Raw genomic sequence first — 13,436 nt, forward strand, 5'->3', positions numbered from 1 at the left:
TTGTTGTAATAGATTTACTAGTAAACATTCTCTTGTGTGTAAGAAACAAAAATATTAGATTTAATATTCTGAATTTTGTGTCTTCATGACGTTAACTAAAATGGGTTCATGCCTTACAATGAATTTGTAGCATTCATAAATAACAAAGATTCATAGATTACATTCCCGACGAGGAGGTTTTTTAGATGGAGCATGCAACACAAACAAAACAGTACACAGTCGACATCGACACAGGTGGAACATTTACAGATGGTTTTTTCTCTTATGGAGATCAATTTGAGGTTGTAAAAGTCGATACGACGCCACATGATTTAACAGTTTGTTTTAATAATTGTATCGCAGAAGGAGCAAAGCGTTTTGGTTTCAATGATGTAAACGCTTTCCTCAAGGGAACAAAAACGATTCGTTTATCCACAACGGTTGGGACTAATTCACTGATTCAACGAACAGGTCCGAAACTTGGCTTGATTGTGTCAAAGGGATTTGAATCTAGCTTGTATCAAGAGGGTGAAAATCCAGTTTTAAACTATATTGTTGATCCAGAAATGGTAGTGACGATTGATGAAGAGATCTCTGAGAGTGGTGAAATCATCAAAGCTGCTGATCCTGAGGAAGTTAAAAATGCAACGAAAAAGTTACTAGAGCTAGGAACGCGAGTGATTGTGGTTAGTTTGAAAAATTCACATCTAAACAATGAAAATGAAAAACGTGTTCGCCGGGTTATTCAGGAGGATTATCCAAAACATTATCTTGGAACAAAACCAATTCAATTAGGTAGTGACATTAGCTCTCGTTCAAACAATGCGATTCGTACAAATGCAGCTGTAGTCAATGCGTATTTACATCGTGACATGGTTAAGTACCTTTATAAAGCAGATGAAGGGATGCGCCTAAAAGGCTACACAAAACCATTATTAATTGCTCATGCCAACGGTGGGGTCGCTCGTGTAGCCAAAACAAAAGCAATTGACACGTATAACTCGGGTCCAGCAGCTGGTTTAATGGGATCCAAGTACATTGGGTCACTCTATGGATTAGACAATATTATGACGGTTGATGTTGGTGGAACAAGTACAGATGTAGGGTTAATCTCAAATGGTGAGCTAACGTTTGATACAGAATCTAGTATTGCAGACATACCTGTCCACACGCCACTCATTCACGTTCTATCCGTTGGTGGAGGAGGAGGGTCAATTGCAAAAGTTGTCGATGGAAAGCTCCAGCTTGGACCTGAAAGTGCCGGTGCAGTGCCAGGGCCTGCTTGCTTTGACCTTGGTGGAACAAAGCCAACGATTACCGATGCTTGTGTCGTGTTAGGATTAGTCGATCCGAATTATTTCCTTGGTGGAACGAAGCAAATTTCCAAACAAAAAGCAGTCGATGCTATTCAAAAATGGGTTGCAGAACCACTCGGTATCACAAACGAAGAAGCTGCGACAAGAATTGTTGATATTCTTGAACAAATTGGTTCAAATACGTTAAAGCAACTATCCGAGGAAAGAGGGAAAAACGTGCTCGACTTTGAACTTTTCTCGTTCGGTGGAGGTGGAGGGTTATTCTCCGGTGGAATGGCAAAGAAAAGTGGCATCAAGAGGGTGTATACATTCCCGTTTAGTTCTGTATTTAGTGCATTTGGCTTATCAACAGCCGATATTGCCCATAACTACCAAGAGCGCTTGGATTACAACTATACGAAAGGCTCCAATCTAGCAGAGTTAAAAGAGAAATCAACAGAACTGATTGAACGGATGAAAAAACTATCGCATCGAGACATGCGTGGAGAAGGATTTTCACCAGATTCTATTCAATTTGATGTTTCTGTCGAAGCTGCTTCTGCTGATGGGAATCGCCGAGAAATCATTGCGCTTCCTCCTAGTTTCTTAACCGGAGACAATGAAGCCGAGCTGGCATCAGTATTAGATACACTTGCCCAGCAGCTTCAATCTGATGACATTACGATTGAGTTTCTTCGTTTGAATAGTAATGTAAGCGTTTCCCGTTTTCGACTTCCTTCATTAGAAGTAACAACTGAGAAGCCAGAACCTAAGTCAAAAAGAGAGATCTACTGGAAAGATCGTTATATTCCTACAAATATTTACGACTTAGAAACGTTACGACCAGGTCACCAAATTGCTGGTCCAGCCGTGCTAGAAAGTTCCAATACGTCCATTGTCGTCCCGTTAGAAAGTACGTTTAGAATTGATGAACATTTGAATGGAATCATGGAGGTGCAATGATGAGAAAAAAAATTACTGAGTATATTGACTTAGACTTGAACAAAGAAAAGTGGGTTTGTAACCAATGTGAGCATGAAATTATGGATGCGAATGAAAATTTTAAAAAAGGATTGCTCATTTATGATCGGAATCCACATGAAATTCATCAACCACTGTTAGAGGGAGAGCATACTTTTTCCCCTGATCCTACTTGGGTGCGCTTACTTGAATTTTATTGTCCTTGCTGCGGGACGATGGTTGAAACAGAAACATTGCCGATCGGACATCCAATTACTCATGATATCGAAGTGAATGTAGCTGACATAAAGGCTGATATAAAAAAGCAAGCTGAAAAAGTGAAATAGAAGAAAAAGGAGGAAGCTTACAATGACGAAAGAAATGATAGCAACAATCGACATTGATATCGGTGGAACGTTTACAGATTGTTTTATTCGCTATGGGGATCAATCGGTGATCTCAAAAAGTCCAACAACGGGCTATGATTTATCGGTTGGGTTTATTAAAGCGATTGAAAATGGTGCAGAGCTGCTAGATTTAGCGGTTGATGAATTATTAGAAGAAACAGACGTGATTCGTTATTCGACGACGATTGCAATGAATAAATTAATTGAACAAAAAGGGCCTAAGCTTGGTTTTATTACAACAGAAGGATATGAAGATCTCCTTTACATTGGACGTGGAAGTCAATGGTCTGATGGGATTAGTACACTTGAATCTCGTAAAATTGCTGAAGTTGATAAGCCGAACCCATTAATTCCGAGAGAAAACGTTGTCGGTGTTAAGGAGAGAATTGATTATACGGGTAAAGTGATTCGTCCGTTAGATGAAGAGGATTTCAAGGATAAACTTCAGTATTTGGTTGACCAAGGGGCAATGGGATTCGTTGTATCTACACTGTTTTCTTTTAAAAATCCTATTCACGAAAAACGCATTAAAGAGTTAATTGAAGAAGAATACCCTGAATACTATCTTGGGAACATGCCGGTTGTGCTTTCACATGAAGTGCTACCAAAACGCTATGAATATAGTCGTTCGAATGTTGCGATTTTAAATGCGTACTTACATCAGTCGATTGCCGAAGAACTATCAAACATTGGCGATGAACTGCGTGATTTAGGCTATAAAAATTCGCTCTTAATGGTTCATAACACTGGTGGGATGGCTGAAGTATTCCGTACATCGGCGGTTAATACGTATAATGGTGGCCCAGTTGCCGGGATCATTGGCTCTAGTGAAGTGGGGAAAATCTATGACTATCCTAATATTGTCGTAACAGATATGGGTGGAACTAGTTTTGATATCGGCCTTGTTGTTGATGGGGATACGAGTGTGTATCAATTCAAACCAGTAATTGATCGTTGGGCTGTTGATTTAACGATGCTTGAAAGTAAATCAATTGGAACTGGTGGTGGCTCGATCGCTTGGATTAACGAAACATTGGGTGGAAGATTAGAAGTCGGACCTAAAAGTGCTGGCTCCTTTCCTGGACCAGTAGCATATGACCAAGGAGGAACAGAGCCAACGGTAACGGATGCGAACTTAATCCTAGGATACTTAAATGCTGAGTACTTCCATGGTGGAAATTTAATGTTGAACCTTGATAAAGCAAAGCAAGCAATTGAAGAAAAGATTGCGAAGCCACTTGGAATTGATGTGTATGAAGCAGCTTATTTAATTAAAAAAGTATGTGATGGAAACATGGCCAATATCATTCAAAAAGAAACGGCACTCCAAGGCCATGACCCGAAAGACTTTGTCTTATTTGCACTCGGTGGTGGTGGTCCCGTTCATGGTGCTGGGTTTGGGTTTGATGCTGAAATTCCAAAGACCGTTATAATGCAACAATCACCTGTCTTTTGTGCCTTCTCTTCTTCAATGATGGATGTGATGCACATTTATGAACAATCCGAGCATATTATCGTTTCAAAACCTGGGACTCAAGAGAAGATGACCGATTACGATCAACTAAATAATGTCGTTCGAACACTTCAAGAAAAGGCGATTCGTGATATTAGCGGGGAAGGATTTGCCCCAGATTCGATCCAGTATCAACTTGAGCTAGATATGAAATTTGGTGGGCAACTAAACATTAAACGTGCCGTCTCACCGACCGTCTTCTTAAATAGTCCTGAAGATGTCCAAAATTTAATTGAAGCCTTTACGGAAGAGTACTCAAATGCGTATAGCAAAATAGCAGTGTTCCCTGAAGGGGGAGTTGAAATCGAAAATGTCGTCTTAAAAGCGACCGTTCCACAGCAAAAATATCAATTAGCAGAGCATCCATACAGTGGAGCCGATGCAAGTGGTGCGATTAAAGGGACGCGAGAAGCTTATTGGCCAGAATTAGATGGATTTACGGAAACAAACATTTATGACTTGGATCGGTTATCAAATGGAAATGAAATTCAAGGTCCTGCTTTAATTGAGTCACCGCATACAACAGTCGTTGTTCCACCAAACGCCATGTACAGTGTCGATAAATACTTAAATGGCTTAATTCAACAGAAGGAAGGTGTTACCGCATGATTGATATGTCAATAAATGAGCGTATCCATCCGGAACCTATGGATGAAGTTGAAAGAAAAGCACTAGACAGCTTGCAATTTGGAGAGTACGAAATTTATAGTGAAAAGTTAAATCAACTCGTATTGGAAGCAAAAGAGGTTCTTACAAAAGTTGGGATTTCAAGTATGCTTCATTCTGGGGATATTATTGTTGGCTTGTATACAGCAAAGGGAGATCTTGTCGCAGCTTATTGTGGGGTTTACCTTCATGCTGTAACATCACAAATTGCTATTAAGTATTTATTAAAACATTACAAAGATGATCCGACCATTGGCATTAATGAAGGTGATATCTTCTATGCGAATGAGGCTTTATATGGTGGGGTACACAATCCGGACCAAGTGGCAGTTATGCCAATTTTCCATGGTGGTGAAATTGTTGCATGGGCAGCAGCGGCGGTGCACCAACCAGAAACAGGGGCGATTGAACCAGGTGGGATGCCATTAACGGCTAAATCGCGCGCAGATGAAGGGATGAAGTTGCCACCAATTAAGATTGGTGAAAACTATACGATTCGCAACGATATGTTGTATATGATGGAGAATATGGTATCTCGTGCACCTCGTATGCAAAATGTCGATACGAAAGCTCGTGTCGCTGCATGTGATCGCTTGCGTATCCGTGTCCAGCAATTAATTGACAAAAAAGGTGTTGAGGTTGTTACTGGTGTCATGAGAAAAATGTTAATCGTTGCCGAAGAAGGGGCACGTAAGCGAATTTCTTCATGGCAAGACGGAGTATATCGTTCAGTTTCCTTTATGGATACGATGGGGACTAGTGACTCTCTCATGCGTTGCATGCTGACACTGACGAAAAAAGACGATACGCTGACATTTGATTTTACAGGATCTTCTCCTGAAAATGACGGTTCCTTTAATGCGTATATGCATATCGTTCGAGCCCATATTGCGATTTATTTATTCGGTGTACCTTTTGCAGACTTGCCGACCTCATCAGGTATTTTTTCATCAATCAAAGTGATTGTGCCAGAGGGAACGTTCCTTCATGCTGGGTTGGATGCATCTGTTGCGAACTCACCAATTACAAACAGCTGCGTTTTATCTTGTACATCAAATGCCTTTGCAAAGATGTTGCATGCTAGTGGGGCAAAAGAACTAACGACAAGTGGCTTTGGTGCAGGTGGTTGTGCCGTTGTTATTGCCGGTCTGAATCAATGGGGGGTTCCATTTTCAGATATGTTAGCTAATGTTTTAAATAGTGAAGGTGGAGGTGCGCGTACAGATCGCGATGGAAATGATTCGTTTGGATTTCCTTGGGGCTGGTGGGGGAAAGCGCCGGATGTCGAGGATATGGAAAACGAGCAACCGCATGTTCATTTGTATTTTAAACATTGGAAAGACTCGATGGGATTTGGAAAATATCGTGGTGGAGCTGGAACCAATGTTGCATGGGCCGTTCAAAGCGTCCCACATTTAATCTATCAATCAATCATTAAACATCATAAAACACCAGTTGTTCAAGGGTTGTTTGGTGGGTATCCTCCAGCAACTCATCCGGGAATTAAGATTGTCAATTCCAATGTGTTTGAGAAAATGAAAAACGGCGATAAGGACGTCCCAACAAGTACAACCGACTTGATCCAAAACCGTAGCATTGAAGGTGATTATGTCGTTGAAAGAGCACCTCGTCCAGCTGATGCTGTCATGCAAGGTGATGTCTTTGTAGCCAACTCACTTGGTGGTGGGGGTTATGGCGATGTATTAGACCGTGACCCAAGCAGCGTTATTGCTGATTTGAAGAAAGAAGTCATTTCTACGTGGGTAGCTGAGAACATTTATAAAGTATTTTATGACCCAGAAACATTTAATCTCGATGAAGAGCGTACAGAGCGTGAGCGTGCAGCAGAACGTGAAGCACGTAAATCCCGTGGGAAGAGCTATGATGAATTTATGGCTGAATGGTCGAAAAAGCAGCCTGCAAAAGAGGCTCTCACGTACTACGGTACATTCCCTGATGCAAAACCAACAAGAAAAATTGTTAGAATGTAACTCGAGCTTATAGAAGGAGGTCTGACATGAATCAAAAAGAACTAGTGCAAAAACTTTTCAAAGGTCGAGCTGTTACTCGACCTCCTTTTATCCCTTTGTTAGGTACGTATCTTACTAGGGTCGATCAAGTCACAGTAGAACAAATGTATCGAGATACGAGTTCACTGTCCTCTGCGATTATCAATACACAACAATTATTAGGGTATGATGCATTAATCACCCCAGTTGACCCAACATTAGAAGCGGAAGCACTAGGGGTATCTATTGCTTGGCAAGAAGATGCGATGCCAACAATATCTGCACCTCTACCACATGACACACAACTAGATATAGAGGCAGCATTAACGAAAGGGCGAGTACCTACTTTAATTGAGACGATAGAGAGATTAGTAATGGTTCAAGGAAAAGATTATCCGATTATCGTGGTGGTAAGTGGACCAATGACCGTGTTAAAGCACGCGTATGGCGAAGAAGTATTTGAACTTGACTCTGATAAGCTTTCGAAAAAAGTGACCAGCATCACTCAATTTTTAACTCAGTTATGTAAGAGTTTAGGCGATGCCAAAGTAGACGGAATTCTTATAAATGAAGACATTGATCCTAGCTTGTTTAAAAAAGTAGAAGTGGGCAAAGCTCTAACCCCTATTTTTAATGTTATTAAATTTTATAATTTGTTTGGGATCCTACGAATTCCAGGTGATGTAACAGAGGAAGTAGCGAATCTACCTAATGTGATTTTAGCTTCTGAACAATATGTGTGTGATCACCAAGTAAAAACAAAAGGAATTGCTCTAGAAGATTCGTTTTGGGAGCAGCCTGTAAACCTATCAACATATGCACAATTATGGAACCAAAATAAGAAAAGAAGATTATTTATCTCAACCGATCAACCACTTAACAAAGATAAGGATCTTAATAGCGTAAAGGATAAGATTGCAACGATGTGTGACGAGGGTAGTTGGACATAACTTAATGAGGCTGACTGGAGGGAGTAAATCTCTTTAGTCAGCTATTTTAATTTAGGGTCGAACTGTATTTTGACTTACACCTGAATGTACAAGAGCGGCTTTACATACTGGCTCATCGTCACCATCAATTGTGTAGTATGTGAAGAAAGTATGGATATTATTTATCTCCACACTTTCCACATACTTTTTTGTTATATTTTGTAATAAATAGTACTATTCAAACAATCTTCAATGGGGAAACGTAAACGGTTTTTATGCATCAGGAGCTTAGGCATTAATGAATCTATCTTATTACAGGTATAAGGAGAGGGGGAGAGATTCAATGAATAAGGACCATAAACATACCCATCACCACCATCACCACCACGAGCACAACCATCATGATCCCGAACATCATCACATAAAAGAAAGTACAACCCATGGTACTAACCATGGTCACCACGGACATGGTGGGCATGACCACCATGAAATGATTAAAGATTATAAAAAGAGGTTTTTCATTACTTTATTCATTACGATTCCGATTTTAGTTTTATCGCCTATGGTTCAACACTTTATCGGGGTGGACTGGCGTTTTACAGGTGATTTGTACATTCTTTTTCTTTTATCATCTTTCGTGTTTTTCTATGGTGGATGGCCATTTTTGAAAGGAACCATTCCGGAAATCAAAGAGAAGCAGCCTGGAATGATGACATTAATTACACTTGCCATCATCATTGCTTATGTCTATAGTTCACTCACCGTATTTGGATTAGAAGGGAATGACTTCTTCTGGGAATTGGCAACTTTAATAGCGATTATGCTATTAGGGCATTGGGTTGAAATGAAGTCGATCATGGGAGCATCAAAAGCGTTAGAAGAGTTAGTGAAATTAATGCCGTCTGAAGCTCACCTGATTGATGTAAATGGGGAAATTAGGGATATTCCTGTCGAACATTTAAAGAAAGGAGATCACGTTTTAATCAAGCCTGGAGAAAAGATTCCTTCAGATGGGGTTATCGTTAAAGGGAAATCCTCTGTTGATGAATCAATGCTTACTGGAGAGTCAGTACCCGTTGAAAAAACAATTAATGAACAAGCGATTGGTGGATCGATTAATGGTGATGGAGCGTTAACGATTGTTATCCAAAAAACAGGCGACGAAACCTATCTCTCTCAAGTGATTACACTCGTTCAAGAGGCTCAAGAATCAAAGTCAAAAGCACAAACCCTAGCTAATCGCGCAGCGAAATGGTTGTTTTATATTGCCTTGGTGGCAGGATTTTTAACATTATTCATTTGGCTTGCACTAGGTTATAGCTTTTCATTTTCTTTAGAAAGAATGGTAACCGTAATGGTCATTTCTTGTCCACATGCCCTAGGATTAGCTTCACCACTAGTGGTTGCTGTTTCTACTGCTATTTCAGCTAAGAAAGGGTTATTAATTCGCGATCGTACAAGTTTTGAAGGGGCACGACAATTACAAGCGATTGTATTCGATAAAACTGGTACATTAACAGAAGGAAGGTTTGGCGTAACTGATCTGGTTATCGAAAAAGGATTTAACGAACAGGGAGTTTTATCGATTGCTGCTTCCCTTGAGGCACAATCCGAGCATCCGATTGCAAAAGGGATTGTAAACGAGGTGAAAAAACGTCGAATAAAATTAATGGAACCTGAAGAATTTGAAAATATGGTCGGAACTGGCTTAGTAGGAAAAGTTGCTGGGAAAGAAGTGAAAATTGTAAGTCCCGGTTATATCAGAAGAGAGAATATTCAATTTCAACAAGATCGATTTGAAGAATTATCTGAACAAGGGAAAACAGTTGTTTTTGTGTTAATTAACAATCAGTTAGCAGGAATGATCGCATTGTCAGATATCATTCGCGAAAGTTCTTTTGAAGCTATCAAGACCCTAAAAGAAATGAATATTAAATCGATCATGTTAACGGGTGATAATAAACAAGTAGCTAACTACGTTGGAGGGCATTTAGGACTGGATGAAATATATGCAGAGGTGCTTCCACACGAAAAAGCAGAAAAAATTAAGGAAATCATTGAAGAGAAAAAGCTTAAAGTGGCGATGACAGGTGATGGTGTCAATGATGCACCAGCTTTAGCACTTGCCGATTTAGGAATAGCTGTAGGGGCAGGCACAGATGTTGCAATGGAAACAGCCGATGTTATTTTAGTCAAAAGTGATCCGAAAGATGTTGTTTCTATTATTAAACTATCAAAAGCAACATACAAAAAGATGGTGCAAAACTTGTGGTGGGCCGTTGGCTATAACATTGTAGCCATCCCTTTAGCGGCAGGCGTTTTATTTAAAGCAGGAATCTTGTTAAGTCCAGCCGTTGGAGCAGTGTTAATGTCATTAAGTACCGTTATAGTAGCGATCAATGCAAAATTATTAAAAATATAATGAATAGGGAGGGAGAATAATGATGAACTTTGGTGAACATATGAATTGGATGATGGGTGGGCTAGGTGCTACGTCAATGTTGATCATGATGGTATTTCATATTGCTGTCTTCGTTGGTTTTGTTTATTTTATCATTTATCTCGTAAAAGTTTTCTCGAAAGAAAAATCAAATTCTGAAACTTCTAATGGCTTAACCATTTTAGAAGAACGCTTTGCTAAAGGAGAAATAAACGAAGACGAGTTTAAACGAATGAAGAAGGTGATGAACGAGTAAGCGATTTCGTTCTTCTCGTGCTTCTTTTTCAAAACGCAATGGCTTCATATGTTACGCGCCTGCTAGGAGAAACCCACTTATAGCAGGCTTTTAAAAGATTGCAACGGTTCGGCTCAATGCTTAAGAGGCTTTCAAAAGAGGGTAACGGCTACGCATATTGCGTATAGTGCAGTGAAAAAGGGGAATTCGCGCTTTTTCACTGCACTTGGACTGTCTGGTGCTGCTTTTTGGAAATGTTTTGAAAAAATGAGAAAGCTCGAGCTCTGAGTAAATGCTATGCGCTTTCATCACTTTTGTTTGCGTTTTCACAGTGTTTTATGAGTTTTGAGGAAAATGTTGGAACAGTTCATAATGAGGGTACATCATATTATGAAAGAAGGAATTTAGATGAAATTTTTCCATCGCTTGTTCCGAAGTTTAATTAAATCTAGACAAGAATCTGCTAAGAAGCTTCAAAAAGTAGCTCTTTATTACTAATAATGTTCCCTCTTAAGAATGAGTTTTCGTAAGAGGTTTTTATTTAGAACGAAAGAATAGGTGGGGCCAGCCTCTTCAGGAACTGTTGTCCACGTGAAGTGTCTTTAGCCCTCCTATTCGAACCGTCATTTGCTCCCATTTCAGAACTATTCTCTATTCCGTTTCATAAGTTTGCTCTGAAGCATCTTTAACTGACTCATCAATTGTTCGTATTCAGTTAACTCGATGTTGCATGAATTCACTTCGCTCGCAATCGATTGAGTAATGGCTTCTCTTTCTTCCAAAGCTTTAGGCTCGACGAAAATACAAACTTTACGCTCATCTCTAGCGGTACGCTCTTTTTTCACCCAACCATTTGCTTCCATCCGCTTAAGCATAGGGGTTAATGTCCCAGTACCTAAATTTAATCGCTCACCCAATTCTTTGACTGTTAGCCCGTTTTTCTCCCATAGGGCTAATAAGACTAAGTATTGAGGATAGGTAATGCCAAAGGGATGAAGGACTTTTGAATATAGTTTAGTAAATTGACTACTTGCCTCATAAATGGCAAAGCAAAGCTGATTATCTAATGTTAAAAAATCCTTCAAAGAATGCATTCCTCTCTGAAATTATAATTGTTTTACAATATCCTTTTCTATTTTAGTTGGTTTGGTTGTTGGTGCATAGCGTTCTACTACGTGCCCATTTCGATCAATCAGAAATTTTGTGAAGTTCCATTTGATGTCTTTTGAAAGAATTCCACCTTTTTCTGATTTTAAATAACTGTATAAAGGTTCCTCGTTTTCTCCGTTAACATCAATCTTGCCATACATCGGAAACGTTACACCGTAATTTACCTGACAGAACTCCGTCGTTTCCTCAATGTTATCAAATTCCTGATTGTTAAATTGGCCACATGGAAAGCCTAGAATTTCCAAACCTTGATCCTTATATTTGTCATAGATTTCTTGCATCTCTTTAAATTGATTCGTTAACCCACATTTACTAGCTGTATTCACAATAAGCATTGGTTTTCCTTCATAATCCTTTAAAGATTGTTCGGTTCCATTTGTTTTCTTAACAGTAAAATCATAAACAGTTGTCATTAAGATTCCTCCTAGTATAGCGGATAGATCGTGTACGATTTAATCATACGCGATTAATGTGTGGGAATCAAAATTTATGCTTGGAGAAAGAAGAGAGAATGGCTAACAAGGAAGTAGGAGAACTGTCTTGATATAATTGTTCAGAAAACTACCAATCTTTAATTTGATTAAAAATTTCAAAAAGTCAATTGACATTGGTATTACAATATTATAATATGACAACTAAGAAATCCTTTGAATTAGTATAACAATATCACAGTGTCAGAAATTGGAAAATTGGGTTTCAGTCATTTATTTACCTGTAGGAAGGAGGAAAGTAGAAAATCTATTAAATTATTGAAAAATGAAAACGATTCCAAAAATTACTAAATACATACAAGGAGATGAGATTCTATGAAGTTACGAAATAAATTTTTGACGTTATTTTTATCATTACTATTAATTGTTACGTTAGCAGCATGTGGTAGTTCGGAAACAACACAAGAGGATTCTGGTACTTCAACAGGAGATGAAGAGCCAGAAATTGATTTCCCAACAAAGACAATCACAATGCAAATTGGTTTCCCGGCTGGTAGTGTACTAGACGTAACTGGTCGCGCCTTAGCTGAAGCTGCAAAAGAACATTTACCTCAGAAAGTAGATATTGTTGTTGTTAATACACCTGGTGGTGGTGGAAGCAGTGCAGCAATGGATATTATTTCAAAAGCTCCAGATGGATACACAATTGGATATAGCCCTGCCAGTACATTTAGTACACTCCCACATTTTGGCGATGTTCAATATACGCATGAAGACATTAAGCCTATCATTAAAACAGCAGGAAGCAGCTATGTGTTTGCAGTTAAATCTGACTCTCCATGGGAGACATGGGAAGATGTAGTTGAGTATGCTAGAGAAAATCCAGGGAAATTCAATTATGGAAATCCTGGAGCTCGTGGAGGTTCTCATATTGCAATGGAGCTTGTTGGTTTAGTAGAAGATGTTGAATTTAGCCTTGTACCATTTGAAGGTGGACCTCCTGCTAGAGCAGCTGTATTAGGTGGACATAGTGATGGGTTTATCGCTGGTGAACAAGAAGCGATTGCTGATACACTGAACGGCGAGTTAAGGTCGTTACTATACTTTGGAAGTGAAAGACTAGAGTCTTTACCTGATGTCCCGACTGCAGTTGAAAAAGGGTATGAAGAGTTTGCTGTTTCATTCTTTATGTTTGCTCATAAAGATTTACCAGAAGAAATAGAAGAAATTCTTCATGATGCATTTGAAAAGGCGATGGACGATCCAAACGTAATGAACGCTTACGAACAATTCCATCTGCAAATGAATTATCAATCTGGTAAAGAGTATGCAGAGGTTTTGGCAAATGAGTCAGCAATTATTAATGAAACGATTGAAAAAGCTGGAATGTTAGAATAAACAA

Annotated in this window: 10 protein-coding genes; 8 read left to right on the forward strand and 2 right to left on the reverse strand. The window is 39.2% G+C overall.

All coding sequences use genetic code 11. The annotated features are described in order from the left end of the window. Positions 1 to 185: 185 nt before the first annotated feature. From AC1FXZ_RS15270 to AC1FXZ_RS15300, 7 genes are all read left to right on the forward strand, one after another. Complete coding sequence (locus AC1FXZ_RS15270; RefSeq protein ID WP_480055142.1) at positions 186 to 2,237, forward strand: hydantoinase/oxoprolinase family protein; 2,052 nt, start codon at positions 186 to 188, stop codon at positions 2,235 to 2,237. Next, positions 2,237 to 2,581, forward strand: a complete 345-nt coding sequence (locus tag AC1FXZ_RS15275; RefSeq protein WP_480055144.1) for an acetone carboxylase subunit gamma — start codon at positions 2,237 to 2,239, stop codon at positions 2,579 to 2,581. The genes AC1FXZ_RS15270 and AC1FXZ_RS15275 overlap by 1 nt, the downstream gene beginning before the upstream one ends. Before the next feature lie 22 nt (positions 2,582 to 2,603). Then, positions 2,604 to 4,763: a hydantoinase/oxoprolinase family protein gene (locus tag AC1FXZ_RS15280; protein WP_480055146.1), complete on the forward strand. Its 2,160-nt coding sequence runs from the start codon at positions 2,604 to 2,606 to the stop codon at positions 4,761 to 4,763. Further along, positions 4,760 to 6,811: a hydantoinase B/oxoprolinase family protein gene (locus AC1FXZ_RS15285; RefSeq protein WP_480055148.1), complete on the forward strand. Its 2,052-nt coding sequence runs from the start codon at positions 4,760 to 4,762 to the stop codon at positions 6,809 to 6,811. The genes AC1FXZ_RS15280 and AC1FXZ_RS15285 overlap by 4 nt, the downstream gene beginning before the upstream one ends. A 26-nt stretch (positions 6,812 to 6,837) precedes the next feature. Then, positions 6,838 to 7,779: a uroporphyrinogen decarboxylase family protein gene (locus AC1FXZ_RS15290; protein WP_480055150.1), complete on the forward strand. Its 942-nt coding sequence runs from the start codon at positions 6,838 to 6,840 to the stop codon at positions 7,777 to 7,779. 322 nt (positions 7,780 to 8,101) lie between these two features. After that, a complete protein-coding gene (locus tag AC1FXZ_RS15295) occupies positions 8,102 to 10,180 on the forward strand; it encodes a copper-translocating P-type ATPase (protein ID WP_480055152.1) in 2,079 nt (692 codons plus the stop codon). A gap of 19 nt (positions 10,181 to 10,199) precedes the next feature. Continuing rightward, entirely contained in the window at positions 10,200 to 10,454 is a 255-nt protein-coding gene (locus AC1FXZ_RS15300) for an SHOCT domain-containing protein (protein WP_480055154.1), read from the forward strand. 623 nt (positions 10,455 to 11,077) lie between these two features. Here the strand turns inward: AC1FXZ_RS15300 and AC1FXZ_RS15305 are convergent. Together AC1FXZ_RS15305 and AC1FXZ_RS15310 are read right to left on the reverse strand one after the other, a co-directional pair. Next, entirely contained in the window at positions 11,078 to 11,518 is a 441-nt protein-coding gene (locus AC1FXZ_RS15305) for a MarR family winged helix-turn-helix transcriptional regulator (protein WP_480055156.1), read from the reverse strand. 21 nt (positions 11,519 to 11,539) lie between these two features. Continuing rightward, complete coding sequence (locus tag AC1FXZ_RS15310; RefSeq protein WP_480055157.1) at positions 11,540 to 12,016, reverse strand: glutathione peroxidase; 477 nt, start codon at positions 12,014 to 12,016, stop codon at positions 11,540 to 11,542. Positions 12,017 to 12,409: 393 nt separating this feature from the next. Here AC1FXZ_RS15310 and AC1FXZ_RS15315 point away from each other — a divergent pair, with 393 nt between their 5' ends. After that, positions 12,410 to 13,432 (forward strand): tripartite tricarboxylate transporter substrate binding protein, encoded by a 1,023-nt coding sequence (locus AC1FXZ_RS15315; RefSeq protein ID WP_480055158.1) that lies wholly within the window; start codon positions 12,410 to 12,412, stop codon positions 13,430 to 13,432. Positions 13,433 to 13,436 lie beyond the last annotated feature (4 nt).

This window comes from Halalkalibacter sp. HAAS-P014, from assembly GCF_056619965.1.